We start from the raw sequence: 25,796 nt of genomic DNA, 5'->3' as shown, positions 1-25,796 counted from the left end.
AGATGAACGCAACGACCGAACGTGAGACCTCCGCCGTCGAGTTCCGCCTGACCGCCATGGATCGCTGCGATTCGTGTGGCGCTCAGGCCTACATCGCCGCCGAGGTCAACGGATCCGAGCTCCTGTTCTGCGCCCACCACGGTCGCAAGTACGAAGAGAAGCTCCGCAGCATCGCAACGAGCTGGCACGACGAGACCGCACGACTGATCGACTGATCGGTCGCGGTTCGATCCGCCTCGGAGCCCGTCGTCAGACGGGCTCCGCCTTCGTTAAGGGGTGGTGACCCGCCGGACGCGGGTCGTGAGCCTGGTGAGGATCTCCTCGCCGACCGTGTCGATGCGCTCTGCGAGCGTCGTCGCGCTCGATTCTCCGTGATTGCCTGCGCCGAACAGCCAGACCGGTTCGCCGATCGTCATCCCCGGCCACCCCTCGACCAGCGAACTCGTCCCCTCGATCCGCACGAGTTCGCGAGAGCCCGCGGGCGTGCCCACCTGGGCTCCCGCGAGCGTGGAGGGAATGCCGTCGAACGAGCCGACGTCGACCCGTGCGAACCCGTCGACGATCTCCGAGACGGTCGCGGTGAGTTCTGCCACCGGCTCGATACCCGGCAGCTCGGGCCCGTCCGCGGAGCGGACCCCGTAGCAGAACGCTCCGATCCGAGACACCGAGCCCCGAAGCTCTGGTCGCCACCAGGATGCCGCGGACGCCGTCAGGTGCAGAGCCTCCGGCGTCGGGCCGGACCGCTCCGCGACGCGCACGGCCTCGAGGAAGAGGGTCTGAGCGGCGTCGTCCTCGTCATCGCTCGCTTCGGCGAGGTGGCTCCAGATGCCCGCGAGTTCCAGGTGGCCGGCACGTTCGCCGGCGCGCACGTCATCGACGGTGCGCTCCCATTCGGCCGGGAGCAGACCGTTGCGATGCAGCCCGGTATCGATCTTCAGGTGGATCCGCGCCCGCACTCCCGCCTGCGCCGCCCTGGCCGTGATGCGTTCCAGGTACTCCGCCGATCCGACGCCGAGATCGATGTCGGCCCGCAGCGCGTCGTCGATCTCGTCATCCGTCGAGGTGACCCACGCGAAGATCCGTCCCGCGTCACCCAGAACACGTCGGGCTTCGACTCCGCTTCGGACGTCATACGATCCGTACCACTCGACGCCCGTTCCCCGGGCAGCCTCCACGGCCCACCGGAGCCCGTGACCGTACGCGTCGTCCTTGAGCACGACCATGAGCTCCGACGGGGCGATGCGATCGCGCACCGCGCGGATGTTCGCTCGGAAGAGGTCGGTGTCTATCCGCAGCTCCGCTCGACTCATGCCTCCCACCCCCGTTCCGAATGGGCGCCCGCGACGGTGACGAGCTCAGCGATCGTGAGGCCGGTGACCGAGCTCCATCGGGCGAGCCCGGGAGCGGCCGGTCCGCGACCTCCGAAGTATGTCGCCTCGGCTCCTGTGGCGGCGGCGGATCCCTGCAGATCGATCACGCACACGTCCATGGCGACCCGCCCGATGATCGGACGCTGCACACCCTCTATCTCGACATGCGCGGCGTTGCCCAGAGCCCTCACGATCCCCTGGGCGTAGCCGCCGGTGATGAGAGCGGCGGTCGTGTCGTGAGTCGCGCGGTGGGTGTAGCCGTACGACACCGCGTCTCCGGCGGCGAGCGGCTTCGTCGAGAGCACCCGCCCGACGAGCCTCATGATCGGCGCCGTGCGCAACGCGCCTTCCGCGTCGGGCAGCCCGTAGAGCAGGAAGGGGTCGATGTCGGGCGCACCGGCCGTCACGGCCTCGATGCCCTCGAGTGCCAGGGCCTCGGCCTCGTCGGCGTTGTCCACCCGCACGGCAGCGGCGCCGGCGGCGACGACGGCCTGAGCGACAGCGAGCACCCCGTGCCCCCAGGCATCGCGTCGGAGATCGGCGACACGCCCCCCGGCGTCGACGGCGGCGGCGGATGCGGCGGCCAGTGCCGACCGCGAGATCATCGCGCGAGGACGGGAGCTGGATGTCTTCTCACACACGTTTCCAGCCTAGCTCCGCCTCTCAGGATGCCCGGCACACCCACCGTAGACTGGTGAGGACCCCCGAACTTGGAGACTCATGTCACGCTTTTCCCTCGCGCCCCGCGTCCGCTATCTGCTGGCGCGCGCCCGCCGCATCGACGTCGCCTCGGTCATCGAGCGGGCCAAGGAGGCATCGTCTCAGCACGGCAAGGCCGTTCCCCTCGTGGTCGTCGACATGCTGTGGTCCGCCGGACGCCACAACGTCGGGTTCCAGGACTACATCGACTACGATTTCGCGATCCTCAACAAGGCCGAGCGCGACACGTTCATGACCCACCCCGTGTCGAACGAGATCTCGCAGAAGTACGACCACCCCGACTATCGGCATCTGTTCCACGACAAGGCGGAGTTCAACGCCGTCTTCGACGCCTTCCTCAAGCGCGAGTGGATGCTCATCACCGATGGGAACGCCGACGAGCTGCGCGACTTCACCCAGCGACAGGGCACGATCGTCGTCAAGGAGACGCACGGCCAGGCCGGCACGGGTGTGCACCGTTACCACGCAGCCGACGTGACCGATTGGGAGGCGTTCCACGCCGAGCTCCTCTCGAAGAAGCAGGTTCTCGTCGAAGAGGTCATCCGCCAGCACGCCGATCTCGCAGCCGTCTGCCCTGGCACCGTCAACACCACGCGCATCACCGCTTTCTTCGATGGCGAGAAGACGCACATCCTGGCGATGGCTCAGAAGTTCGGACGCGGGGCGGTGAGCGACCAGATGAGCTTCGGCGGCTTCTACACGATGCTCGACGAGAACGGTCACTCCGTGGGGTCGGGGTACGACTCGCACGGCCATGTGCACGTCACGCACCCGGACTCCGGCTTCCCGATCGCAGACTTCCAGCTGCCGATGATGGACGAGGTCCGCGAGTTCGTGGATCAGGTCGCCCGCGTCGTACCGCAGATCCAGTACGTCGGTTGGGACGTCGTGGTCACGCCCGACGGTCCGGTGCTCGTCGAGGGAAACTGGGGCGCCGGCGTGTACGAGAACAAGCCGAGCGTCACCGGTATCCGCACAGGGCACAAGCCGCGCTACCGGGCGGCGATCGGATTCTGACCGCTGGGCAGGCACGAAGAAGGCCCGGATGCTGAGCATCCGGGCCTTCTTGCTGACAGGAGCGAGGTCGAGGCGTCAGACCTCGCGGACGATTCCCATAGGGGTCGACTGCGTCGCCTGACCGAGCGGGTTGTCGCCCAGGATCTGGACGAGGCGACGCTCTCCCGCCTTGTCGAGCGTCGAACCGAGGATGTTGCCGCCGATGTCGTTGATGTCGACGACGGCGACGTCGAGGTCTCCGCCCAGCATCTTCTGCAGGCGGAGCGCCACCTCGCGCGGGTTCTTCGGACCGAGGACCACCGCCTGGTTGTACGGCGGGATGGTGTTCTTCGTCGGCCCGTCGATCGCACGGGCTTTGTCGCCTGCGATGCGATAGAAGTCTCCGCGTCGGCCGAAGGCCTTGGTGATCACCGAGACGCCGGCTGCGAAGAGGATCCGCAGCGTGCCGCACTCGCGCAGCGCCATCTCCATGGTCTCGGGCATGCCGAGACCGATGCCGTATGACGTGCGGACCACGTATCGCGAGAGGAACCGCGCGAGCGGACGCGGCGTGATCTCATCGAGCCGGTAGGACCGCCCCTGCGTGATCGCGACGATCTTCTCGGTCACGAAGAGCAGGTCTCCGGACTGAACGGCATCCTTGGCATATTCCAGGACGACCGAGTCGAGGTCGTCGTTCGGCATGACCACACGCGTCCGCAGCGGGATACGCGCATAGTTCTTGCCGTCGACGATCGCCTCGAGCGCCTTGCCTTCGTTCGCCTGCATCACTCGAGGTAGTCCCGCAGCGACTGCGAGCGGCTCGGGTGGCGGAGCTTCGCCATCGTCTTAGACTCGATCTGACGGATGCGCTCACGCGTCACCCCGAACGTGTCGCCGATCTGGTCGAGCGTCTTGGGCTGTCCGTCACCGAGTCCGAAGCGCATCCGGATGACACCCGCCTCGCGCTCCGAGAGCGAATCGAGCAGCTGCTCGAGCTGACGCTGCAGCATCGTGAAGCCGACAGCGTCCGCCGGGACCACGGCCTCGGTGTCTTCGATGAGGTCACCGAACTCGCTGTCACCGTCTTCGCCGAGGGGCGTGTGCAGGGAGATGGGCTCACGCCCGTACTTCTGCACCTCGACGACCTTCTCGGGCGTCATGTCCAGCTCGCGGCTGAGCTCTTCGGGCGTGGGCTCGCGGCCCAGGTCCTGCAGCATCTGACGCTGCACACGGGCGAGCTTGTTGATGACCTCGACCATGTGCACGGGGATGCGGATGGTGCGGGCCTGGTCGGCCATCGCACGGGTGATCGCCTGACGGATCCACCAGGTGGCGTACGTCGAGAACTTGAAGCCCTTGGTGTAGTCGAACTTCTCGACCGCACGGATGAGACCGAGGTTTCCCTCCTGGATCAGGTCCAGGAACTGCATGCCGCGACCGGTGTAGCGCTTGGCCAGCGACACCACGAGACGCAGGTTCGCACCGAGCAGATGGCTCTTCGCGCGCTGGCCGTCACGGGCGACCCACTGCAGGTCGAGTCCGAGCTGGCTCGCCTTCTCGGCGGCCGTCATGGCGGAGAGCTTCTCCTCGGCGAACAGACCGGCCTCGATGCGCATCGCGAGCTCGACCTCTTCGGCCGCGTTAAGCAGGGCGACCTTTCCGATCTGCTTCAGGTAGTCCTTGACGGGGTCAGCGGTCGCGCCGGTGATCTGCGTCGAGTAGACGGGCACGTCTTCGTCGTCGTTCGACGAGATGACGATCGCCCCGGTGGGCAGGGGCTCGGTGAACTTCGGCTTCGAGTCCTCCTCGTCCTCCTCGGGTTCTGCGGCGGGAGGAGTCTCGTCGTCTTCGACGATGTCGTCGGCCTTCTTCTTCTTCGCGGGCGCGCGCTTGGCAGCGGCACGCTGCGCGGCGGTCTTGGGGGCCGGCTTCTCAGCGGCCTCCTCGACCGGGGCGTCGACCTCGGGAGCGTCGTCGGTCTTCTTCGTCCGGGTCTTCTTCGTCGTGGCAGGAGTCACGTTTCGCCTTTCACGGGGCCGCTCGCAGGCCCCGGAGCATTTCGGACACTAGTAAGACCCTTGTCAAGTCCGATCTCCGGAAAGATCGATTGACAACGGGCCAGAGTCCTAGTATCGCACACGTGTGGGCATGCGGGTGCAATCCGCCCAAGTTCGCGCCCTCGATGTCACCCGCGACCCGGTTTGTCCTCGTCGCCGCTCGGGCGAGAGGCGAGATAGCGCTCGAGTTCTGCGGCGAGCTCGTCGGCACTCGGCAGGTCCCGCTCGTTGAAGCCGCCCTCGTCATAGGAGCCGTCCTCCGGATCGCGGCCCGCCATGTAGGCGTCGTAGCGGCGCTCGAGTCCCTGGACCATCTGCTGCAGCTCGTCGTTGCCGAGCACCTGGTCGTCGACGCGCGTGATGTAGTCCTCACGCCGCTCCTGCACCTCGTCGAGCAGGATGACGAGCCCCGTCGCCGCCATCAGCTTCTCGGCCGCCGCGATCACGGCGTCGGGGTTCTCGGTCTCGGCGAGGTAGTGCGGCACGAGCAGGACGAAGCCGACGACGCGCTGGCCATGCTCGGCGAAGCGGAACTCGAGAAGATGCCCTGCGGTGGCGGGCACCTGCGTGCGGGGTCGCCACACCGAGTGAGCCACCGCGAGTTCACGGCGGTTGCCGCTCACCGTCGTGCCGATGGGGCGGGTGTGCGGAACCGGCATCGCGATCGAGTGCACCCAGTTGAGGCCGGACACCTCGAATTCGTCGGCGAGCTCGAGCACGGTGCGCGCGAACTCGTTCCAGGCGAAGTCCGGCTCGTAGCCGGCGAGAAGGAGGAACTTCTGGCCGAGGGCGTCGGTGGCGAGTGAGAGCTCCAGCCGTGCGGGCCGGAACTCGGTCAGGTGATCCTGATCGAAGGAGATGACCGGGCGGCGGGCGCGGTAATCCAGCAGCACATCGTTGTCGAAGATGGCGATCGGCTCAGGAGACGTCGTCTCACGAAGGTGCTCGATGAGTCCGGAGACCGCGTTGCCCGCGTCGGTGAAGCCAGTCAGAAGCAGGACAAGGGGCAGTCCGCGCGGCACGACCGGCGCGTTCTCTACACGTTCGTGGATCTCTCCGGAGAAGGGCATGAGTCAATGCTACGAGCAGCGTCGGACGGCCGGGCGGTGACCTTCAAGCTGAGAGCGAACACCCGCTCGGCGACCGGACGCGCGACCCTCCTAGGATGGAGGTATGACGCTTCCCGCGCTCTCGCGCACCTCAGATCTGTTCCCAGGAAGCGCTGCAGACGCCGCAGTGCTCGTCATCCCCGAGATCTCGGACTCCGCAGAGTCGCTCACCGGCTATCCCGGACTCGCCGACTCGCTGCAGGCGATCGGATTCACGGGCTCGGCGTCCGCGTTCAGTCGGGCCTATGCTCCCGAGGTCACGACCCTGCCGTTCGCGGTCGTCGGCGTCGGTCGCGAGCCGGACGCGTCGTCGGTGCGCAATGCGGTGGGCGCGGCCCTTCGATCCCTGACCGGCTTCGAGGCCGTGTCGGTGGCATTGGCCCCCGGTCTCGAGCAGTTCGCGGCCGCTGCCGCCGAAGGCGCCGTACTCGGCGGCTACCGATTCGACGGCTACCGCAAGGAGTCGGGCAAGACCCGCGCGTCGTCGGTCGTGCTGCACGCCGACCTCGACGATGACGCCCTGTCGAGGTCGATCGCGGTCGGCGAGGCGGTGGCGCTCGTCAAGGACCTCGTGTTCGTGCCGGCTGAATGGCAGAGCCCCGCACAGCTCGCCCAGAGCGCAGCGGACAGTGTCGACGGCCTGGCGGACGTGTCGGTGGAGATCCTCGATGAGGAGTCCCTGGCCGAACAGGGCTTCGGCGGCATCCTCGGCGTCGCGCAGGGCTCCGACCGGCCACCGCGCCTCGTGCGCCTCGACTACGCCCCCGCGAACGCCGTGCGCCACATCGCACTCGTCGGCAAGGGCATCACCTTCGACACCGGCGGGCTGTCGCTCAAGCCGGCGGCCTCGATGGTCGGGATGAAATTCGACATGGCCGGTGCCGCGACGAGCGTCGCGGCACTGCGCGCGATCGCCACGCTCGGCCTGCCCGTCCACGTCACCGCCTGGCTCTGCATCACCGACAACATGCCGTCGGGGCGCGCGCTGCGTCCGGGAGACGTCATCCGCATCCTCGACGGCACGACGGTCGAGGTTCCCAACACCGATGCCGAGGGACGCCTGGTCATGGCCGACGGCCTGGTGGCTGCCAGCCGCGAGAACCCCGACGTCGTCATCGACGTCGCGACTCTCACGGGCGCGATCGTGATGGCGCTCGGCCACCGTCACACCGGCGTCTTCGGAGACGACGACGCCGTCTCGGAGTTCCTCGCGGCGGCGGACGCCGCCGATGAGCTGGCGTGGCACATGCCGCTCCCGGCCTACATGGAGGACTCGCTGGACTCCCCCATCGCCGACATGCAGAACGCCAACATGAGCGACCGCATGGGCGGAGCCTCGTACGCCGGCCTCTTCCTGCGCCGCTTCATCGGCCGGGTCTCCGACGAGAAGGACGCCCCGCGCATCCCCTGGGTGCATCTCGACATCGCCGGGTCAGGCGAGCACAACGGCGCGCCCTACGGCTTCACCGACAAGGGTCCCACCGGAGCGATGGTGCGATCGATCATCGCGTTCGCCGAAGCATCCCACAAGGAGGCATGACCATGACCACACACACCTTCGACATCGTCGTCCTGGGCGGAGGCAGCGGCGGATACGCTGCAGCGCTGCGCGCCAGCGAGCTCGGCAAGTCCGTCGCTCTCATCGAGAAGGACAAGGTCGGCGGCACCTGCCTGCACCGCGGCTGCATTCCGACGAAGGCGCTCCTCCACGCCGCGGAGGTCGCGGAGCACGTGCGCGACGCCGCCCATGTCGGCATCTCCGCGACGCTGGAGGGAATCGATCCCGCCGGTGTCCGTGCCTACCGCGAGGGGATCGTCGCGAAGAAGTACAAGGGTCTCGAGGGACTGGTGAAGGCACGAGGCATCACCACCGTCGCCGGGGCCGGTCGCCTCAATGCCGATCGCTCGGTGAGCGTGGGAGACGACGTCTACGTCGGCGCCGATGTCGTTCTCGCCACCGGCTCCTACAGTCGAACCCTTCCGGGCCTCGAGATCGGCGGACGGATCCTCACCAGCGAACAGGCGCTCTCGCTCGACGTGATCCCCGAGCGCGTGCTCGTGCTCGGAGGCGGCGTGATCGGCGTGGAGTTCGCCAGCGTCTGGCGCTCGTTCGGCGCCGAGGTCACCATCATCGAGGCGCTCCCGCATCTGGTGCCCAACGAGGACATCGCGATGAGCAAGGGCCTGGAGCGGGCTTTCCGTCGCCGGGGAATCCAGTACTCGCTCGGCATCCGCTTCCAGAGCGCCACGCAGGACGACGGCGCCGTCACCGTCACGCTCGAGGACGGCAAGGAGTTCACGGCCGACTACCTTCTCGTGGCGGTCGGACGAGGTCCGGTCACCGCCGACCTCGGCTTCGAAGAGGCGGGTGTGACGCTCGATCGCGGATTCGTCACCGTCGATCAGGAGCTCCGCACCGGTGTGCCTGGCCTCTGGGCCGTCGGAGACATCACTCCGGGTCTGCAGCTCGCGCACCGCGGATTCCAGCAGGGCATCGCCGTCGCGGAGCGTATCGCGGGCCTCTCCCCCGTCCACGTCCCGGACATCCAAGTCCCGAAGGTCACCTACTCGAGCCCCGAGGTGGCCTCCGTCGGCGTCACGGAGGAGGCAGCCGTCGCCGAACACGGCGCGGACGCCGTCGTCTCGTACGAGTACAACCTCGCCGGGAACGGCAAGAGCGAGATCATCGGCACGGCCGGGCTCGTCAAGGTCGTCCGACTCAAGGACGGCCCGGTCATCGGCGTCCATCTTCTCGGCGACCGAGTGGGCGAGCTCATCACCGAGGGCCAGTTGGCCGTCGCGTGGGAGGCTCACCCCGAGGACATCGCCCCCCTGATCCACGCGCACCCCACGCAGAGCGAGGCTCTCGGAGAAGCCTTCCTCGCCCTCGCCGGAAAGCCGCTGCACGCCCTCTGAACACCAACCGGTGAACAGTTCACTAAGCTAGACACGCGTTACTTAACTTCCTGAAGGAGACTCAGTCATGAGCACATCCGTCGTCCTCCCTCCTCTCGGCGAGAGCGTCACAGAGGGTACCGTCACCCGCTGGCTCAAGCAGGTGGGAGACACCGTTCAGGCGGATGAGGGCCTGCTGGAGATCTCGACCGACAAGGTCGACACCGAGATCCCCTCGCCCGTCACCGGTGTGATCGAGGAGATCCTCGTCGCCGAGGACGAGACCGTCGAGGTCGGCGCCCTGCTGGCGCGCATCGGCGACGGCAGCTCCGCCGCTCCTGCCGACGACGCCCCGGCAGCCGCAGTGCCCGCCGCAGAGGAGGCCCCTCAGGCTGCCGAGCCGCAGGCCGAGGCTCCCGCCGAGCCCGCGCCCGCCGAACCCGCTGCTGAGGCCGCTCCGGCAGTCGCTCCCGCAGGAGACGCCACGGACATCGTCCTCCCCGAACTCGGCGAGAGCGTGACCGAAGGCACCGTCACCCGCTGGCTCAAGCAGATCGGCGACACCGTCGAGGTGGACGAGGCACTGCTCGAGATCTCGACCGACAAGGTCGACACCGAGATCCCCTCCCCTGTCGCCGGCGTGCTGCAGGAGATCGTCGCTGCGGAGGACGAGACCGTCGAGGTGGGCGCCGTCCTGGCTCGCGTCGGGTCCGGAGCCGCTCCGGCCGCCCCGGCAGCGGAAGCTCCCGCACCGGCCGCACAGGCCCCCGCGGCACAGCCGACCCCGGCCGAGGCTCCTGAGGCGAAGGACTCCGTGTCCGAGGCGCCGGTCGACAAGCCTGCCGACCGCCCGGCCGCCGAGCAGCCCGTTGCGGCTCCCGCACAGGCCGCTCCCGAGCAGGCCACCGGCGGCGCTGCAGACACCCAGGCCGCCTCGTCGGCTCCGGCCGAGCAGAAGCTGTCCCTCCCCACCGAGAGCGACAACTTCTACGTGACGCCGCTCGTGCGCCGTCTGGCGTCGCAGCAGGGCGTGGATCTGGCCTCCGTCACCGGCACCGGGGTCGGCGGACGCATCCGCAAGGAGGACGTGCTCAAGGCCGCAGAGAGCGCGTCGTCCGCACCCGCCGCAGCCGCTGCTCCTGCCGCTCCGGCTCCGCTCGAGGTCTCCCCGCTGCGAGGCACCACGCAGCCGATGTCGCGCCTGCGCAAGGTTCTGGCCAAGCGTGCCGTCGAGTCGATGCAGCAGACCGCGCAGCTCACGACCGTCGTCGAGGTCGACGTGACAGCTCTTGCGGAGTACCGCGACAGCGTCAAGGCGTCGTTCCTCGAGAAGACGGGCGACAAGCTGTCGTTCCTGCCGTTCTTCGCCCTCGCTGCGGCAGAGGCGCTGCGCGCCTTCCCGATCGTGAATGCCACGGTCGACGGCGAGCAGATCGTCTACCCCGAGACCGAGAACGTGTCGATCGCCGTGGACACCGAGCGCGGCCTGCTCACTCCGGTGCTGCGGGACGCCGCGTCGAAGAACATCGCCGAGATCGCGCATGAGATCGCCGACCTGGCGGCACGCACGCGGGACAACAAGCTCAAGCCGGACGAGCTCGCCGGCGGCACGTTCACGCTGACCAACACGGGTTCGCGTGGCGCACTGTTCGACACCCCGGTCGTGTTCCTGCCGCAGTCGGCGATCCTGGGCACCGGCACCGTCGTCAAGCGCCCCGGTCTCGTCAAGGTCGGCGGCGCGGACGCCATCGCCGTCCGCTCGTACGTGTACCTCGCGCTCTCGTACGATCACCGCATCATCGACGGAGCCGACGCCGCCCGCTTCCTCGGTGCGGTGAAGACCCGCCTCGAGTCGGCGCAGTTCGCCGCTCAGCTCGGAGCCTGACCACCGCATCATCCTGGCTGGTCCGCGACGTCGTACACGTCGCGGACCAGCCATTTCTCTTCGACCCGAACGAGTACGACCATCCGCTCCCCACCGGCGGTCGTCGCACCGTCGCCTCCCCCTCCCGACGAGGATGCCCGGATCACGGCGACATCCCCGTACTCATCCACCAGCTCGAGCTGCGAAACCTCGCCCGCGCTGACCAGCGCATCCACGGCACCCACTGAGCCGCGAGCGACTGCCTCGCCGCATTCCGGGTCGCCGTTCTCTCCGCAGATCCCGATCGCGTCGATCAGCCTCCTCGCCGCCTCCACCGGATCCGCCGGTTCGCGCCCATCCGGCGTCGGCCCCTCCGGCGGCGAAGCCGGCGTCGACTCGGGCGCCGTTGCCACCGCCTCCGGTGACGGACCGGCGGACGTGCGGTCGGCCTCTTCCACTCCCCTGGCGCTCTCCGGGACCGACGTGGCACTCCCGCCGTCCGGTTCCCCTGTCGCGCCACCCGGCCAGAGGAGTCCACCGGCGATCACCACCGCGGCGGCAGCCCCGGCGACGATCGTTCTCCGACCACGACGCACCGGAGTGCGGGCATCCTCCGCGGCGCCCTGCCGCATCCTGTCGTCGCGGTGCGCGGCTCCTCGCTCAGCGGCCCGGCGACGGCGGAACTCGAGCACGGGGACGACCGCGGCGCGCCATCGGGCGAGGCGACGGGCGATCGATCCGAGGATGCGAGAGGCATGCGCTCGCCCGCGGTCGCTGTCCCTGCGCAGCGCCGCTCGACTCCTGACAAGGCGCTGCGCGTCCGGCCGCGCGATCACTGCGCGCCCCGCGGCATCCGCGTCGCGCGCACGTTCGGGAGCATGCACGTCGCGTCTGAGCGGTTTCGGCGCCGATGTCTCGAACAGCTGCGCCTCCCAGCGCTCGAGCTGTCGCGCCGGCACCCGCTGCCGTGCCGTGTCGGCCTTCAGCCCGTCGTCGATCGTGACGAGCAGACGACTGAGCGCACGATCCTCGCAGTCTTCCCTCATCCGCGACACCAGGTCGGCCGCACCGGCCCGTGCCGCACCGCCCTGTCCGATCACGAATGTCGGCCGCCCGTCACCCGTGAGCCACCACTCGCCGGCGGGTTCGTCGCCTGGAGAGCGTCCGAGCTCGCCCAGACCGCGCAGGATGCTGGCCACCAGCGTGGTCGTCTCTCCGGAGGCGAGCTCGACGCCGGCTGCTGTGCGTCGCCCGAGGAACGACGAGACCCGCTCGGTGCACCACGGCAGGAGCACGTCGTGCCCGTCTGAGCGCCGCACGATGTCGAGCGGCCCCGCGACGTGATCGTCCCCGGCGTGCTCCCACCCTGCCCACCCGCTGATCGTCGCGGCATCCACCCGAACGGCCACGGCCGCGCCCCGGGTGACCAGCGTCCCCGCATACGGTCCCTCGCCCGTGTCGATCCTCCTGATCGACCGATGCGCACCAGGCACCAGCGCCGCGCCTGCCGCCGTCGTGTCCGTATCCGCGTCCGTGTCCGTGTCCGCCATTCCTCCATGTCAGCGCATCACACAGGGCAGAGTCGGCCTGAGCGCGTGATGTGGACGCGACCGGATGGATCGGCCGCATGTGCAGGAGCAGAGAAGGCTTGGCGATCCGCCTGACGCGAACGACGCCATCAGCGCACCCCGGAGTCGGTATTCTTGTGCACATGGCAAACCGCACGTCCGCGCCCGAGAAGCGTCCGGGGTTCTTCTCCCAGATCAAGTCCCTCTTCAAGTTCACGAGGGAGATCTACCCCTGGCTGCCCTGGGCCCAGATCGCGCTGCTGATCATCGGAGTCCTCCTCGGCCTCATCGTCGGCTACCTCATCCCGCCGTTCCAGGTGTGGACCCTCATCCTCTGGGGCATCTCCGGTCTGATGCTCGGTCTGCTGGGCGCGATGTTCCTGATGACGCGCCTCTCGACGTCCGCGATGTACCAGAAGATCGACGGCATGCCCGGTGCCACGGGCCACGTGCTCAGCACGAGCCTCGGCCGCAACTGGCAGGGGTCGGACACCCCGGTGGGCATCAACCCGAAGACTCAGGACGCCGTGTACCGCACCGTCGGCCGCGGCGGCGTCGTGGTCGTCGGAGAGGGCTCGCGCGGACGCCTGACGCGTCTTGTCAACGATGAGCGCAGCAAGGCGGCCCGTGTCGCCCATGGCGTGCCGGTGACGGTGCTCTACGTCGGGCACGGCGACGATGATGTCGCCATCGCCGACCTCGCCAAGACGATCAAGAAGCTTCCGAAGGTCATCGACAAGGCCACCATGGGCGCCGTCATCCGACGCATCGAGTCCGTGTCGCAGTCGATCTCGTCGCTGCCCATCCCGAAGGGGATCGACCCGACCAAGGTCAGGGCGCAGCGTCCGCGCTGATCTGACCCGCATACGCCGAAGCGCGGCCGCACCTCTTCGAGAGGACGGCCGCGCTTCGTCGTTCACTCCGACAGGGGCTGACGCGGAAGGCGACGCACCTTCGCGCGGCGACGTCGACGCTCCGGGACCATGGACCGCATCTCATCGAGCTTGCCGAAGCAGAAGAGTCGATCCTCGGCCTCGAGGACCACGTGCTTGCGAGGGTTCGGGATGACCGAGACGCCACGGTGCAGTGTGAGCACGGTGATGTCGCGTTCCCAGAGGCCGGCCTCGCCGAGCGTCTTGCCGACGAGATCGACGGCGCCGTGCACCATCAGCTCGGCGACGCCATATCCCGTCGAGACCGTCAGACGCTGTCGCACGTCGATCTCGGGGAATGCGACCTGACCGGCGATGTAGTCGATGATGGCGCCCGCGACGTCGAGTTTCGTGGCCGTCTCGATGCCCTGCAGTCCGGGCGAGGAGTTCACCTCCATGACCAGCGGGCCGTCGTCACCTTCGAGCATGTCGACGCCGGCCACACGAAGTCCCATGATCTGAGCCGAGCGCACAGCGGCGCGCTCGTAGATCGGATCGAGCTCCACGGCCTCGACGGAACCCCCGCGATGGACGTTCGAGCGGAACTCGTCGCCCGCTGCGGATCGGCGCATGGCGGCGACCACCCGGTCGCCCACCACGAGGGCGCGGATGTCGCGTCCGCGGCTCTCCGAGATGAACTTCTGGATGAGCACGTTCTGCTTGGTCGAGTGCAGCGTCTCGATGATGGCCTCGGCCACCTTGACCTGCGGGGCGAGGATCACGCCGATCCCCTGCGTGCCCTCGAGGAGCTTGATGACCACCGGCGCGCCGCCGACGCGCTCGATCGCCGGACGCACATCGGCGCGATTGCGCACGAAGGCCGTGGGCGGCATCGCGATGTTGTGACGCGAGAGGATCTGGTTCGCGCGGAGCTTGTCTCGCGCGCTCGAGATCCCGTTCGCCGTGTTCGGGGTGTACACGTCCATCTGCTCGAACTGGCGGACCACGGCGGTTCCGAAATACGTGATGGAGTTGCCGATGCGGGGCAGGATCGCGTCGTAGTCGCTGAGCTGCCGACCGCGATAGTGCAGATCGGGCTCATCGGCCGTGAGATCGATCGCGAACCGCAGCGTGTTGAGCACCTTGACGTTGTGACCTCGCTGGAGCGCAGCGGCGCGCAGCCTTTGGGTGGAGTACGCCTGCGGCGCGCGGGAGAGCACTGCGATCTTCACGTGGGATTTCCTGCCAGGATGGTCGGGTGAGTAAGTCATCCCATTCAAACACCCTTATCGGGTGGCGAGAATGGGTGAGCCTGCCCGATCTCGGGGTCGACTGGCTCAAGGCCAAGATCGACACGGGCGCGCGCACCTCTTCGCTGCATGCATTCGACATCCGCGAGTTCGAGCGCGACGGCGTGTCGTGGGTCCGCTTCCGCGTGAACCCCTGGCAGGACAGCCGGGAGGACGCTGTGGTCGTCGAATCCCCCGTGCACGATCGACGGGCGGTGCGCAGCTCATCGGGCCATGCCCAGGAGCGGCTCGTCGTCGAGATGATGATCCGTCTGCATGACCGCGAGGTGCTCGCCGAGGTCACCCTGAGCAACAGGGATGAGATGGGCTTCCGGATGCTCATCGGACGCGAGGCGCTGCGCCAGGGATACGTCATCGACCCCGCGCGGTCGTTCCTCGGCGGTCGCGCACCCCGCGAAGCACGTCGGCGCAACCGCGGCAAGGAGTGAGCTCGCTCAGGCGCGGATGAGCACGAGCCCCGTCGCCTTGTCGTGGATACCGCGCTGATCGGCGTCCCAGATGACCGCCGGGATCACGATGACGATCAGCAGCGTGCGGACGATCGGTCGCCAGAGCCCCACCCAGCCTCCGTCCAGACGCACCACCCGCATGCCGAGGATCCGGTGCCCCGGGCTTCCGCCGGCCGTCGGGATGAACAGGATCTGCAACAGGGCGAAGACGGCCATCGGTGCGAACATCGTGAGACCGGCCTCGGCGGGCAGTGCGAACTGGTCGTAGCCGAGGAATCCCGTGGCGATGATCGTCGCAGCCACGTAGTCGATCAGGAGAGCGCCGATCCGCCGCCCCGGACGGGCGATGCTGCCCGTCCCCGTCTGCGGCATTCCGAGTCGTTCTCCGGGGTACGTGTTCACAGCATCCGTCACACATCCAGCCTACCGGCGCGTAACATGCCGGAAACAAAGCGGATACCGTGGAGTAACGCCCCGCACGTACTGTGCACAATGGCCGTGAAGCCATCGATCCGCGATACAGGAGTCGTACATGTTCAAAGATTCGTCCGAGGTGCTGAGCTACATCAAGGAGAACGACGTCAAGTTCCTTGACATCCGATTCACTGATCTCCCGGGTGTCCAGCAGCACTTCAACATCCCTGCGGCCACGGTCGACGAGGACTTCTTCACCGACGGACAGCTGTTCGACGGCTCCTCGATCCGCGGCTTCGCGAGCATCCACGAGTCCGACATGCAGCTCATCCCGGATGTCACCACGGCCTACATGGACCCCTTCCGCGAGGCGAGCACCCTCGTGATGATCTTCGACATCTACAACCCGCGCACGGGTGAGATCTACTCGAAGGACCCGCGCCAGGTCGCCAAGAAGGCCGAGAAGTACCTCGCCTCGACCGGCATCGCCGACACCGCGTTCTTCGCCCCCGAGGCGGAGTTCTACATCTTCGACGACGTGCGCTACTCGGTCACCGCTGGCGAGAGCTTCTACAAGGTCGACTCCGAGGAGGCCGCGTGGAACACCGGTCGCGAGGAGGAGGGCGGAAACCTCGCCAACAAGACCCCGTACAAGGGCGGCTACTTCCCGGTCAGCCCGGTCGACAAGACCGCCGACCTGCGCGACGACATCACCCTGAAGCTGATCGAGGCCGGGTTCATCCTCGAGCGCTCGCACCACGAGGTCGGCACCGCCGGCCAGCAGGAGATCAACTACCGCTTCGACACCATGGTGCACTCGGCGGACGACATCCTGAAGTTCAAGTACATCGTCAAGAACACCGCCGAGGAGTGGGGCAAGGTCGCCACCTTCATGCCGAAGCCGCTCTACGGCGACAACGGCTCGGGAATGCACACGCACCAGTCGCTGTGGAACGACGGCAAGCCGCTGTTCTACGACGAGGCCGGTTACGGCCAGCTCAGCGACATCGCTCGCTGGTACATCGGTGGCATCCTGGCGCACGCGCCGGCGCTGCTCGCCTTCACCAACCCGACCCTGAACAGCTACCACCGTCTGGTCAAGGGCTTCGAGGCTCCGGTCAACCTGGTCTACTCGGCCGGTAACCGCTCGGCAGCAATCCGCATCCCGATCACGGGCTCCAACCCCAAGGCCAAGCGCATCGAGTTCCGCGCGCCGGATGCATCGGGCAACCCGTACCTCGCCTTCGCGGCGCAGCTCATGGCCGGCCTCGACGGCATCAAGAACCGCATCGAGCCGCACGAGCCGGTCGACAAGGACCTCTACGAGCTTCCCCCCGAGGAGGCCAAGAACATCCCGCAGGTCCCGAACTCGCTGCTGGACTCGCTTGACGCGCTGAAGGAGGACCACCAGTTCCTCCTCGAGGGCGGCGTCTTCACCGAGGAGCTCATCGAGACCTGGATCTCCTACAAGTACGAGAACGAGATCCTGCCGATGGCTCAGCGCCCGCACCCGTTCGAGTACGAGCTGTACTTCGGCGTCTGATCAGATAACGCGGAATTCCGGGGGTCGGTCCGCAGGGAGTCCGCAGAATCTCACAGAGAGCCCGTCAGGCCATGGCCTGGCGGGCTCTCCCGCGTCTCGCGTAGAGTCCTTCTCGGTCCCGCCCCAGCCGCGTCAGCCCACCCCGGCTACGCGTCCGGTCAGTCGGAGAGGGAGGCTGCCCGTTCGAGCCGGGCCGGGATGGGCCGCGACCCGGCCGGCATCCTCGACATCCGGCGCCGTCTCTGCGAGGGTTGACCGATGCGAATACGCAGCCTGCAAGCCATGCTCGGGTGGGTCAGTCTCACCGTCGCGGTCGTCTTGGCCGTCCTCGGCACTGTTCTGATGGTCACCGGTGCGGCGAACCGCAACCTGTGGTTCCCGGTCGCCGCGATGGTCCTCCTCGCCGTTGCGAGCATCATCCGGCTCACGAGGATCCGTCGCAGACGACTGCGGCGCGACTGACGCTTCCTGGATGAGCGTCCCGTTCTCGCGTCAGGAGTCGAGGTCGAACGCCCACTCGTTCATGATCAGCTCGGCCCCGCGGAACGAAGCGCTCGTGGTGCCGATGAGTTCGAAACCGCCCCGGCGGCACACGCCGTTCGATCCGGGGTTCGTCGTGGAAGGATAAGCCGTCAGATACCGGCGTCCGTCGCGATGCTGCCGCAGCTCCGAGATCAGCAACGCCAGCGCACCGGATGCCACTCCACGACCCTGCGCGTCGGGAACGACGAACCACCCCGTCTCCCATGCGGGCTGTCCGTGCCATTCGACGTGCCAGGCGCCTATCGAACCCAGGGCACGATGCTGGGGGTCTTCGATCACGAAGTTCCTCGCCTGACCCGCCTCCCCGAGCCGCAGATACCGCTCATTGCGCTCGATCAGTTGCTCCTCCGTCTCGACCCCGTTCAGGTGCCTGGTCATCTCGGGTGTGTTGGCGATCCGAAGCAGAGGGAGATCACCGGCCTGCCAGCGTCGAAGTGTCAGAGCATCCATTCCCACACAGTGCCACCGACCCCCGACATAGCACGGCGAGGACCGCCACGTCACCCTCCCGTGTCGCGCTTGCTTTACCCCGTCGCGACTGGTCAACTGAGGGGTCCGAAACACGCAAGATGAGGGGCCGCCATGCGCCGCACGAACACCAGGCTGCAGCCGAAGAAGGTCCACACCTCAGAGACTCCCCCCTCGCAGCCGAAGACGGCGGCGGCGGCCATCGCCCGGATCAACCCCTTCACCTTCGGTCTTCTCGGCGCACTGGGTGTGCTGGTCGCGCTGCTGCTGGGCGGCATCGTCAACCAGCTCGCGACAGTGCTGGTCTATGTCGGGGTGGCGATCTTCCTGGCACTCGGGCTCGACCCGATCGTCTCGTTCATCGAGCGCAAGCTCCCCCGCCCGGCTGCGGTCGCGATCGTCGTCTCCGTCGTGCTCCTGATCTTCGCCGGCATCATCCTGGCCATCGTGCCGCTGCTCATCGAACAGGTGACCAACCTCATCCAGGACGGCCCGAAGATGGTCGAGGACTTCATGGCGAGCGCCTGGTTCAAGGATGTGAGCGAGCAGTTCGGCTCCACCCTGGATGACGCCGCCCAGGGCGTGCTGACCTTCGTCCAGGACCCGAGCAACATCCTCAACATCAGCGGCGGCGTCTTCGCGGTGGGCGCCGGCATCGCCGGAGGGATCACGGGTGTGACTATCGTGCTCATCCTGACCCTGTACTTCATGGCGTCGCTGCGCAGCATGAAGCGGGTCGCTGTGCGCTTCGTCCCGTACTACCAGCGGGACACCTTCAGCGGGCTCCTGGAGGACGTCTCCGGCGCCGTCGGACGGTACGTGATGGGACAGGCCAGCCTCGCCGTCATCAACGGCATCCTGAGCCTGATCGTGATGACCATCATCGGCGCACCCGTGCCGGCACTTCTCGCGCTGATCGCCTTCATCGGCTCGATGATCCCGCTGGTGGGAACCCTGAGCGCGTCGATCATCAACGCGCTCATCTGCCTCATCGTGAGCCCGGTGACCGCGCTCATCGCGTTCGGCTACTACCTGGTCTACATGCAGATCGAGGCCTACGTCCTGTCACCGCGCATCATGAACAAGGCGGTCGCCGTCCCCGGTGCGCTGGTGGTGATCGCGGCAGTCGCCGGCGGCGCCCTCGGCGGCATCCTCGGGGCGCTCGTCGCGATCCCCGTCGCCGCGAGCATCATCATCATCGTCCAGAAGGTCGTCTTCCCGACCCAGGACAGCAAGGTCGTGCCGCCCGGTACCCTCAGCGAACGGTGAGAGCCCCCGGCTGAACGCGCACGGTGAAGTCGGAGACCTGCCCGACCTCCTCGCCGTCGATCTCGAACGTCTGAGGCGACGCCAGCTGCACCCGCACGCGTTCCGCCGACACGTGGGTGGTGGACTCGGTGCTCACCGCAGTGTCCACGTTGCCCATCATCCGGCGGATGCCGTTCTCCCACACGAAAGCGCGAACCGTGTCCAGCCACTGCAGGGGGCCCTCGGCGCTGACGAGCAGCATGTCGAGCAGGCCGTCGTCGAGCACGGCGTCCGGCAGAAGACGGATGCCGCCCTGCACCATCCCGCAGTTGCCGATCAGCATGGTGTGGCCTCGGAGCCCCTGAGGCTCCTGGTCGTCGAGGGTGAGCGTGATGTCGGTCATCTCCGTGCCCGCGAGGGCGCGACCCATGGCCTCGACATACGCGATCCAGCCCGCTCGGTTCTTCAGGTCCTCGTCGGTCTCGACCAGCATCTGCGCATCGATCCCGAAGCCCACCATCACCACGAACGCGTGCTCCGAGCCGTCATGATCGACCCAGCCCATGTCGATCCGCTGTGGCTCGCCGTCGCGAACCCGAGCCAGCGCAGCCGGGATGTCGTTCAGCGGGATCTCGAGGTTGCGGGCGAGCAGGTTGCCGGTCCCCTGCGGGACGATCCCCAGAGCAGAGTCGGTGCCCGCGAGGGACTCGGCCACCGCGCGGACCGTTCCGTCGCCGCCGACCGCGACGACGACGTCGCAGCCCGCGGCCACGGCCTCCGCGGCCATGCCCCGCCCCGGATCCTCGATGCTGGTCTCCCACCACTCCACGGGGGTTCCCGCGCTCTCGGAGTCGAACGTGGCCGCGACGGCGGCGCGCAGCGCTGTCCCGTCGACTTTGGAGGGGTTCCAGATCACACCGAGCTTCGAGATCGTCATGCAGACAGGCTATCCATAGAAGAGGTGCTCGAACGCCCTGCGCGCGCGTCGAGTCACACCGAGGTAATCGTCGTCGAGCGTGCTGGCCGAGCGGTCGGGATACCCCAGAAGCCGGCCGATCGCATCCAGAGCCCGCGGGTCGGTCGGAAGCACGTCGCTGGTCTTGCCGGTGTACAGGGTGATCGCCGAGCGCAGACGGCTTGACAGCAGCCATGCCGCACGCAGCAGATCGGCGGACTCGGCCGGGACGAATCCCGCCTCGACGGCCGCCTCGAGGGCGGCGAGCGTCGATGTCGTGCGCAGGGCGGGCACGTCGTGAGCGTGCTGCAGCTGGAGCAGCTGCACCAACCACTCGACGTCGCTCAGCGTTCCGGGTCCGAGCTTCAGGTGGCGACGAGGGTCGACCCCCTGCGGCAACCGCTCGCCCTCGACCCGTGCCTTGATGCGCTTGATCTCGCGGGTGCCCTGCAGATCGACCTCGGCGGGATAGCGGATGCTGTCGGCGAGGGCGGTGAACTTCGTGATGAGGGTGGTGCTGCCCGCCACCCCGCGCGCCCGCAGCAGCGCCTGGGCCTCCCAGGAGAGCGACCAGCGTCGGTAGTACTCCGCATACGCGTCGATCGAACGGACGACGGGTCCGTTGCGTCCCTCCGGACGGAGATCGGCGTCGAGGTCCAAGGGCACGCGGTGATCCGTCAGATGCTCGCGGAGTCCCGCGACGATACGCGTGGCGAGCGTCTGCGCACGGTGCGGATCGACGCCGTTCGCGTCGTAGACATAGAGGATGTCGGCGTCGGAGCCGAACCCCAGCTCCGCTCCCCCGAACCGCCCCATGCCGATCACCGCGAAGTCGAGCGCCTCATCGTCGACCGGGACGATCTCGCGTCGGACCGCGCGCAGCGCCGCCTGGATCGTGGCGTCGGTGATCTCGGTCAGAGAGGTCGCGATCTGCTCGATCGACAGGACGTCGAGGACGCCCCCCATCGCGGTGCGCAGCAGCTCCCGACGCCGCAGCGCCCGCACGGCCTGCAGTGCGTCTCCGACGTTCTTGTGACGCGTCTGGATCGCTCTGGCCTCCTCATCGAGCGCGGCGCCGCTGCGGGGACGAAGCAACTCGCTGCTGTCGAGCCAGGCGACGGACTCGGGGATCCACTCCATGAGCTCGCCGACATAGCGCGACGACGACAGAAGCCGGGTCAGGCTCTCGGCAGCCCCAGACGAATCCCGCAGCATCCGTAGGAACCACGGAGTGTCGCCCAGGCGCTCGCTGATGCGTCGGAACGCGATCAGCGCATAGTCGGGGTCGCTGCCGTCGGCGAACCAGCGCACCATCACCGGCATCAGGTGTCTCTGGATGGTCGCCTTGCGACTCAGCCCCGCCGTGAGAGCGCCGATGTGGCGCAGGGCGCCTGCGGGATCGCGGAAGCCGATGGCCATGAGCCGGTCATGCGCCTGCGCGGTGGAGAGCGTCCTCTCCTCCTCGGGAAGCGCGGCCACGGCGCTCAGGAGCGGACGGTAGAACAGCCGGGTGTGGATGTCACGCACCTGACGCCGGACGCTCTCCCACCGGGCCCAGATCGCCTCGCCGGATTCGCCCAGTCCCGTGCTGCGCGCGAGCACCCGAAGTCCGGCGGGTGTGCGGGGCATCAGGTGGGTGCGGCTGAGCTCCCGGAGCTGGAGTCTGTGCTCCATCAGTCGCAGCACACAGTAGTCGTCGGCGAACGACGCCGCCTCGGCGCGACCGATGTAGCCGCCCTCGACCAGGGCGTCGATGCTCTCGAGCGTGCCGCGCGTGCGCAGGCGCGGATCTGTCAGGCCGTGCACGAGCTGCAGGAGCTGCACCGTGAACTCGATGTCTCGCAGACCGCCCGAACCGAGCTTCAGCTGGTAGGGAGCATCCTCGGGGTCGATGTGCTCCATGACCCGCTCCCGCATGCGCTGCACGCTGTCGACGAAGTTCTCGCGCGCGGCGCTGGAGAAGACCTTGGGCTGCACTGCGGCGATGTACTCGGCGCCCAGCTCGGGGTCGCCCGCGAGCGGTCGCGCCTTGAGCAGGGCCTGGAACTCCCAGCTCTTGGCCCAGCGGTCGTAGTACGCCAGATGGGAAGCGAGCGAACGGACGAGCGCCCCTTGTTTGCCCTCGGGACGCAGCGCGGCGTCGACCTCCCAGAGCGGAGGTTCGACCTCGATGCCGCTCAGTCCGCGCATCGTCTCGCGCGCGAGCCGCGTCGCGATGTCTATCGCCCGCGACTCCGGCACGACGTCGTGGTCCGCGGTCCCGCCGACGAAGATCACGTCGACGTCGCTGACGTAGTTCAGCTCGCGCGCGCCGGCCTTGCCCATGCCGATGATCGCGAGCTGCGTGGCCGCGATCTGTTCGCGATCGATCGTGTCGACCAGTCTTCGCCTCGCGATCGCCAGCGATGCCTCCAACGCGGCGCCCGCGATGTCGGCCAGCGCGGCAGCGACGTCGGCGACGATGCGCACGGGACTGTGGTTGGTCAGGTCGAGGGCGGCGATCAGGGCGAGGTTGCGGCGATAGGCCACGCGCAGGGTGACCACCGCACTGTCGTCGCCCGACTCGGCGAAGCCGTCGCGCGCACCGACTGCGTCGAGCATCCGATCACGCAGCTCGTCGGCCGACGGGAGTTCGGTGGACGTGTCGCCCAACACCGAGATCTCCGTCGGATGTCTCAGGAAGAAGTCCGCGAAGCCCTGCGATGCCCCGAACACCCGCCACGCGCGCCGGCGCGCCCGCTGGTCGGAGAACAGAGCGGCGATGGGTGCCGCATCGCGCCGCGCGACGCGCAGCATCCCCTCGACCGCCGCATCGGGGTCGGCCGCATCCGCCTCGCTGAGCAGAAGCGACCGTTCGACGCCGATCAGGGCCGCGAGCTCGCTGAGGTTCGCCGCGGCTTCACTGAGCTCGGCGAACCCCAGCCTGGCCAGAGCGGAGAGGGAGACGGAGTCGTCCGAGCGGGCCATCGGCGACGCTCAGAGCAGCTCGAGGTTGTTCTTCAGCTCCAGCGGAGTGACCTGGCCGCGATAGGCCTCCCACTCCTTGCGCTTGTTGAGCAGCACGTAGTTGAAGACCGATTCGCCGAGGGTCTCGGCGACGAGCTCGGAGCTCTCCATGTACTCCAGTGCGTGGTCGAGGCTCGCCGGCAGCGCGGAGTAGCCGAGCGCGCGGCGCTCCGCATCGCTCAGAGACCACACGTTGTCTTCGGCCTCGGGAGGCAGCTCGTACTCCTCTTCGATGCCCTTGAGGCCTGCCGCGAGCATGAGGGCGTAGGCGAGATACGGATTGGCCGCCGAGTCGAGAGCGCGGTACTCGACCCGCGACGAGCCGCCCTTGTTCGGCTTGTACATCGGAACGCGCACCAGCGCGGAGCGGTTGTTGTGGCCCCACGTGACGAAGCTCGGAGCCTCGTCGCCGCCCCAGAGCCGCTTGTAGGAGTTGACGAACTGATTGGTCACCGCCGCCATCTCGTTGGCGTGCCGCAGCAGCCCGGCGATGAAGTGACGGCCGGTCTTGGACAGCTGATACTTGGCGCCCTCTTCATAGAACGCGTTGCGCTCGCCCTCGAAGAGCGACATGTGCGTGTGCATGCCGCTTCCGGGGTGGCCGCTCAGCGGCTTCGGCATGAAGGTGGCGTAGACGCCCTGCTCGATCGCGACCTCTTTGATGACTGTGCGGAAGGTCATCACGTTGTCGGCCATCGTCAGCGCATCCGCGTAACGCAGGTCGATCTCGTTCTGGCCGGGTCCGCCCTCGTGGTGGCTGAACTCGACCGAGATGCCGAGGTCCTCGAGCATCCGCACCGATCGGCGCCGGAAATCGTGTGCCGTGCCACCCGGGACGTTGTCGAAGTATCCGGCGGAGTCCACGGGAACCGGCCCCTCGGGACCGAACGACGATGACTTGAGAAGGTAGAACTCGATCTCGGGATGCGTGTAGAACGTGAACCCGGCATCGGCTGCCTTGGCGAGTGTGCGCTTGAGCACGTGCCGGGGGTCGGAGACGGCGGGGCGCCCGTCGGGCGTCGTGATGTCGCAGAACATGCGGGCGGTCGGGTCGATCTCACCACGCCACGGCAGGGTCTGGAAGGTGGTGGGGTCGGGCTGGGCGAGCAGATCGGATTCGTAGCTGCGGGTCAGGCCCTCGATGGCCGAGCCGTCGAATCCGATCCCCTCGGCGAACGCGCCCTCGACCTCGGCCGGTGCGATGGCGACGGACTTGAGCGTTCCGATCACATCGGTGAACCACAGGCGGACGAACTTGACGCCGCGCTCTTCGATCGTCCGGAGGACGAAATCCCTCTGCTTGTCCACGGTCACTCGGCCTTGCCGATGCCGGCGTCCCAGCCGCTCTCGGCTGCGTCCTCCTCAGCCCAGGCGCGTGAGCGCTCCTTGAGCTTCTCCGGAGCCCGAGACGCCTCGGCCTCGGTGTCGAAGGGGCCGACGCGGTCGGCAGATGCCGAGATCATGCCGAACTCGACCTGACCGGTCTCCAGGTTGTACCAGTACTTCTCATCGCCGTTCGACATGGCCGTTCCCCTTCTTCACGTGGTGTCATCGATCCTATCGGCGCTGACCGCGGTCGCTAAGCTATCGAGCATGGCAAAAGCGATCGGCGTCGACATCGGCGGCACGGGAATCAAGGCAGGCATCGTCGACCTCGAGCACGGCATCATGGCCTCGGACAGGGTGCGGGTGCCGACCCCTGAGGGCGCGTCTCCCGAGGATGTCCTGCAGGCCGTGCAGACGGTTCTGAAGACCCTCGACGTGCATGACTCGACTCTTCCGCTCGGAGTGGCATTCCCCGCCATCGTCAAGCGCGGCATGACGCTGTCTGCCGCCAATGTCTCGAAGAAGTGGATCGACTTCGACGCCGAGCGCTTCTTCCGCGACGGCCTCGGGCGCAACATCGTCTTCGTGAACGACGCGGATGCCGCCGGCGTCGCCGAGGCGCGCCACGGTGCGGCGCGCGACGTGCGCGGCTTCACGCTGCTCACCACTCTCGGCACGGGCATCGGCTCGGCGTTCCTCTACGACGGAGTGCTGCTGCCGAACACCGAGCTCGGACACCTGAACTTCGGCGAGTACGAGTCGGTCGAGACGTTCGCCGCCACGTCGGCGCGCGAGCGCGAAGGACTCAGCTGGGCGGAGTGGGCAGAGCGTCTGCAGAAGTTCTACTCGCACATCGAGTTCCTCTTCAGCCCGGACCTGTTCGTGGTCGGCGGCGGCGTGTCGAAGAACGCGGGAGACTTCCTCCCGCTGCTCGACCTGAAGACCCCGATCGTCCCTGCGATCCACCGCAACAACTCCGGCATCATCGGCGCCGCCTCGCTCGCCGGCGACTGATCCATCGACCACCCACACGACGAAGGCCCTGCCGAACCGGCAGGGCCTTCGTCACGTCCAGACGAG

General features: G+C 67.8%; 24 protein-coding genes. 11 read left to right on the top strand and 13 right to left on the bottom strand.

What is annotated here, in order from left to right:
- Positions 1-2: 2 nt before the first annotated feature.
- Positions 3-215 (top strand): hypothetical protein, encoded by a 213-nt coding sequence (locus tag AB0N61_RS05525; protein WP_042540282.1) that lies wholly within the window; start codon positions 3-5, stop codon positions 213-215.
- 54 nt (positions 216-269) lie between these two features.
- Here AB0N61_RS05525 and AB0N61_RS05520 read toward each other — a convergent pair whose 3' ends face one another.
- The gene (locus AB0N61_RS05520; RefSeq protein ID WP_363362331.1) at positions 270-1,310 is read right to left on the bottom strand and encodes an alanine racemase; all 1,041 of its coding nucleotides are present in this window, start codon (positions 1,308-1,310) and stop codon (positions 270-272) included.
- Positions 1,307-2,011 carry an alanine racemase C-terminal domain-containing protein gene (locus AB0N61_RS05515; RefSeq protein ID WP_363362329.1) on the bottom strand — a complete coding sequence of 235 codons (705 nt, stop codon included), beginning with the start codon at positions 2,009-2,011 and terminating at the stop codon, positions 1,307-1,309. The genes AB0N61_RS05520 and AB0N61_RS05515 overlap by 4 nt, the downstream gene beginning before the upstream one ends.
- A gap of 79 nt (positions 2,012-2,090) precedes the next feature.
- Between AB0N61_RS05515 and AB0N61_RS05510 the strand changes: the two genes are divergently transcribed.
- On the top strand, positions 2,091-3,107 hold the full coding sequence (locus AB0N61_RS05510; protein WP_167943169.1) for a sugar-transfer associated ATP-grasp domain-containing protein: 1,017 nt from the start codon (positions 2,091-2,093) through the stop codon (positions 3,105-3,107).
- Positions 3,108-3,182: 75 nt separating this feature from the next.
- Here the strand turns inward: AB0N61_RS05510 and AB0N61_RS05505 are convergent, their stop codons facing one another.
- From AB0N61_RS05505 to AB0N61_RS05495, 3 genes are all read right to left on the bottom strand, one after another.
- Complete coding sequence (locus tag AB0N61_RS05505; protein WP_167943167.1) at positions 3,183-3,875, bottom strand: coenzyme F420-0:L-glutamate ligase; 693 nt, start codon at positions 3,873-3,875, stop codon at positions 3,183-3,185.
- On the bottom strand, positions 3,875-5,107 hold the full coding sequence (locus tag AB0N61_RS05500; protein WP_167943165.1) for an RNA polymerase sigma factor: 1,233 nt from the start codon (positions 5,105-5,107) through the stop codon (positions 3,875-3,877). Before AB0N61_RS05500 ends, AB0N61_RS05505 begins: the two co-directional genes overlap by 1 nt.
- Positions 5,108-5,274: 167 nt before the next feature.
- Positions 5,275-6,216, bottom strand: coding sequence for a PAC2 family protein (locus AB0N61_RS05495; RefSeq protein ID WP_363362326.1), 942 nt, complete (start codon positions 6,214-6,216; stop codon positions 5,275-5,277).
- A gap of 103 nt (positions 6,217-6,319) precedes the next feature.
- Between AB0N61_RS05495 and AB0N61_RS05490 the strand changes: the two genes are divergently transcribed.
- The 3 genes from AB0N61_RS05490 (at position 6,320) to sucB (ending at position 11,035) form a co-directional block, all read left to right on the top strand.
- Positions 6,320-7,795, top strand: coding sequence for a leucyl aminopeptidase (locus AB0N61_RS05490; protein ID WP_363362324.1), 1,476 nt, complete (start codon positions 6,320-6,322; stop codon positions 7,793-7,795).
- A 2-nt stretch (positions 7,796-7,797) separates the two neighbouring features.
- Positions 7,798-9,171 carry a dihydrolipoyl dehydrogenase gene (lpdA, locus tag AB0N61_RS05485; RefSeq protein WP_363362322.1) on the top strand — a complete coding sequence of 458 codons (1,374 nt, stop codon included), beginning with the start codon at positions 7,798-7,800 and terminating at the stop codon, positions 9,169-9,171.
- Between the two features lie 67 nt (positions 9,172-9,238).
- Entirely contained in the window at positions 9,239-11,035 is a 1,797-nt protein-coding gene (gene sucB, locus AB0N61_RS05480) for a 2-oxoglutarate dehydrogenase, E2 component, dihydrolipoamide succinyltransferase (RefSeq protein WP_363362320.1), read from the top strand.
- 8 nt (positions 11,036-11,043) lie between these two features.
- On the opposite strand, the gene AB0N61_RS05475 is transcribed toward sucB, so the two are convergent.
- Complete coding sequence (locus AB0N61_RS05475) at positions 11,044-12,564, bottom strand: hypothetical protein (protein WP_363362319.1); 1,521 nt, start codon at positions 12,562-12,564, stop codon at positions 11,044-11,046.
- 161 nt (positions 12,565-12,725) lie between these two features.
- Here AB0N61_RS05475 and AB0N61_RS05470 point away from each other — a divergent pair, with 161 nt between their 5' ends.
- Positions 12,726-13,436, top strand: a complete 711-nt coding sequence (locus AB0N61_RS05470; RefSeq protein ID WP_167945138.1) for a DUF4191 family protein — start codon at positions 12,726-12,728, stop codon at positions 13,434-13,436.
- Positions 13,437-13,498: 62 nt separating this feature from the next.
- Here the strand turns inward: AB0N61_RS05470 and AB0N61_RS05465 are convergent, their stop codons facing one another.
- Positions 13,499-14,686, bottom strand: a complete 1,188-nt coding sequence (locus AB0N61_RS05465; RefSeq protein ID WP_053096274.1) for a RimK family alpha-L-glutamate ligase — start codon at positions 14,684-14,686, stop codon at positions 13,499-13,501.
- A gap of 26 nt (positions 14,687-14,712) precedes the next feature.
- On the opposite strand from AB0N61_RS05465, the gene AB0N61_RS05460 reads away from it, so the two are divergent.
- Complete coding sequence (locus tag AB0N61_RS05460; RefSeq protein WP_363362316.1) at positions 14,713-15,192, top strand: ATP-dependent zinc protease; 480 nt, start codon at positions 14,713-14,715, stop codon at positions 15,190-15,192.
- Between the two features lie 6 nt (positions 15,193-15,198).
- Here the strand turns inward: AB0N61_RS05460 and AB0N61_RS05455 are convergent, their stop codons facing one another.
- Positions 15,199-15,585: an RDD family protein gene (locus tag AB0N61_RS05455; protein WP_167945136.1), complete on the bottom strand. Its 387-nt coding sequence runs from the start codon at positions 15,583-15,585 to the stop codon at positions 15,199-15,201.
- Between the two features lie 160 nt (positions 15,586-15,745).
- Here AB0N61_RS05455 and glnA (AB0N61_RS05450) point away from each other — a divergent pair, with 160 nt between their 5' ends.
- Both glnA (AB0N61_RS05450) and AB0N61_RS05445 read left to right on the top strand, forming a co-directional pair.
- Positions 15,746-17,170 carry a type I glutamate--ammonia ligase gene (glnA, locus tag AB0N61_RS05450; RefSeq protein WP_167943153.1) on the top strand — a complete coding sequence of 475 codons (1,425 nt, stop codon included), beginning with the start codon at positions 15,746-15,748 and terminating at the stop codon, positions 17,168-17,170.
- A gap of 258 nt (positions 17,171-17,428) precedes the next feature.
- Complete coding sequence (locus tag AB0N61_RS05445; protein WP_167943143.1) at positions 17,429-17,632, top strand: hypothetical protein; 204 nt, start codon at positions 17,429-17,431, stop codon at positions 17,630-17,632.
- Between the two features lie 30 nt (positions 17,633-17,662).
- Here the strand turns inward: AB0N61_RS05445 and AB0N61_RS05440 are convergent, their stop codons facing one another.
- Positions 17,663-18,163: a GNAT family N-acetyltransferase gene (locus AB0N61_RS05440; RefSeq protein WP_363362313.1), complete on the bottom strand. Its 501-nt coding sequence runs from the start codon at positions 18,161-18,163 to the stop codon at positions 17,663-17,665.
- A 132-nt stretch (positions 18,164-18,295) separates the two neighbouring features.
- Between AB0N61_RS05440 and AB0N61_RS05435 the strand changes: the two genes are divergently transcribed.
- Positions 18,296-19,450: an AI-2E family transporter gene (locus AB0N61_RS05435; RefSeq protein WP_363362312.1), complete on the top strand. Its 1,155-nt coding sequence runs from the start codon at positions 18,296-18,298 to the stop codon at positions 19,448-19,450.
- Here AB0N61_RS05435 and AB0N61_RS05430 read toward each other — a convergent pair.
- From AB0N61_RS05430 to AB0N61_RS05415, 4 genes are read right to left on the bottom strand one after another with little or no spacing between them, the layout of a single operon-like run.
- Entirely contained in the window at positions 19,437-20,366 is a 930-nt protein-coding gene (locus tag AB0N61_RS05430; RefSeq protein WP_363362310.1) for a diacylglycerol kinase family protein, read from the bottom strand. The genes AB0N61_RS05435 and AB0N61_RS05430 overlap by 14 nt on opposite strands.
- Before the next feature lie 9 nt (positions 20,367-20,375).
- Positions 20,376-23,351 (bottom strand): bifunctional [glutamine synthetase] adenylyltransferase/[glutamine synthetase]-adenylyl-L-tyrosine phosphorylase, encoded by a 2,976-nt coding sequence (locus tag AB0N61_RS05425; protein WP_363362308.1) that lies wholly within the window; start codon positions 23,349-23,351, stop codon positions 20,376-20,378.
- A 9-nt stretch (positions 23,352-23,360) separates the two neighbouring features.
- Positions 23,361-24,698: a type I glutamate--ammonia ligase gene (glnA, locus tag AB0N61_RS05420; RefSeq protein ID WP_042541155.1), complete on the bottom strand. Its 1,338-nt coding sequence runs from the start codon at positions 24,696-24,698 to the stop codon at positions 23,361-23,363.
- A gap of 2 nt (positions 24,699-24,700) precedes the next feature.
- A complete protein-coding gene (locus AB0N61_RS05415; RefSeq protein WP_167943123.1) occupies positions 24,701-24,913 on the bottom strand; it encodes an SPOR domain-containing protein in 213 nt (70 codons plus the stop codon).
- A gap of 70 nt (positions 24,914-24,983) precedes the next feature.
- On the opposite strand from AB0N61_RS05415, the gene ppgK reads away from it, so the two are divergent.
- Complete coding sequence (gene ppgK / locus AB0N61_RS05410; protein ID WP_167943121.1) at positions 24,984-25,730, top strand: polyphosphate--glucose phosphotransferase; 747 nt, start codon at positions 24,984-24,986, stop codon at positions 25,728-25,730.
- Positions 25,731-25,796: the final 66 nt, after the last annotated feature.

Origin of the sequence: Microbacterium sp. NPDC089320, from assembly GCF_040684875.1 — a bacterium.
Lineage (GTDB): Bacteria > Actinomycetota > Actinomycetes > Actinomycetales > Microbacteriaceae > Microbacterium.
The sequence above is the reverse complement of the archived record's forward strand: the minus strand, read 5'-3'. Positions and strand labels throughout refer to the sequence as shown.

Coding starts and splice junctions, on each gene's coding strand:
- AB0N61_RS05525 (WP_042540282.1), top strand. CDS start 3: ATGAACGCAACGACCGAACGTGAGACCTCCGCCGTCGAGTTCCGCCTG.
- AB0N61_RS05520 (WP_363362331.1), bottom strand. CDS start 1,310: ATGAGTCGAGCGGAGCTGCGGATAGACACCGACCTCTTCCGAGCGAAC.
- AB0N61_RS05510 (WP_167943169.1), top strand. CDS start 2,091: ATGTCACGCTTTTCCCTCGCGCCCCGCGTCCGCTATCTGCTGGCGCGC.
- AB0N61_RS05505 (WP_167943167.1), bottom strand. CDS start 3,875: ATGCAGGCGAACGAAGGCAAGGCGCTCGAGGCGATCGTCGACGGCAAG.
- AB0N61_RS05495 (WP_363362326.1), bottom strand. CDS start 6,216: ATGCCCTTCTCCGGAGAGATCCACGAACGTGTAGAGAACGCGCCGGTC.
- AB0N61_RS05490 (WP_363362324.1), top strand. CDS start 6,320: ATGACGCTTCCCGCGCTCTCGCGCACCTCAGATCTGTTCCCAGGAAGC.
- lpdA (WP_363362322.1), top strand. CDS start 7,798: ATGACCACACACACCTTCGACATCGTCGTCCTGGGCGGAGGCAGCGGC.
- sucB (WP_363362320.1), top strand. CDS start 9,239: ATGAGCACATCCGTCGTCCTCCCTCCTCTCGGCGAGAGCGTCACAGAG.
- AB0N61_RS05475 (WP_363362319.1), bottom strand. CDS start 12,564: ATGGCGGACACGGACACGGACGCGGATACGGACACGACGGCGGCAGGC.
- AB0N61_RS05470 (WP_167945138.1), top strand. CDS start 12,726: ATGGCAAACCGCACGTCCGCGCCCGAGAAGCGTCCGGGGTTCTTCTCC.
- AB0N61_RS05455 (WP_167945136.1), bottom strand. CDS start 15,585: ATGCCGCAGACGGGGACGGGCAGCATCGCCCGTCCGGGGCGGCGGATC.
- glnA (WP_167943153.1), top strand. CDS start 15,746: ATGTTCAAAGATTCGTCCGAGGTGCTGAGCTACATCAAGGAGAACGAC.
- AB0N61_RS05445 (WP_167943143.1), top strand. CDS start 17,429: ATGCGAATACGCAGCCTGCAAGCCATGCTCGGGTGGGTCAGTCTCACC.
- AB0N61_RS05440 (WP_363362313.1), bottom strand. CDS start 18,163: ATGGATGCTCTGACACTTCGACGCTGGCAGGCCGGTGATCTCCCTCTG.
- AB0N61_RS05435 (WP_363362312.1), top strand. CDS start 18,296: ATGCGCCGCACGAACACCAGGCTGCAGCCGAAGAAGGTCCACACCTCA.
- AB0N61_RS05430 (WP_363362310.1), bottom strand. CDS start 20,366: ATGACGATCTCGAAGCTCGGTGTGATCTGGAACCCCTCCAAAGTCGAC.
- AB0N61_RS05425 (WP_363362308.1), bottom strand. CDS start 23,351: ATGGCCCGCTCGGACGACTCCGTCTCCCTCTCCGCTCTGGCCAGGCTG.
- AB0N61_RS05415 (WP_167943123.1), bottom strand. CDS start 24,913: ATGTCGAACGGCGATGAGAAGTACTGGTACAACCTGGAGACCGGTCAG.
- ppgK (WP_167943121.1), top strand. CDS start 24,984: ATGGCAAAAGCGATCGGCGTCGACATCGGCGGCACGGGAATCAAGGCA.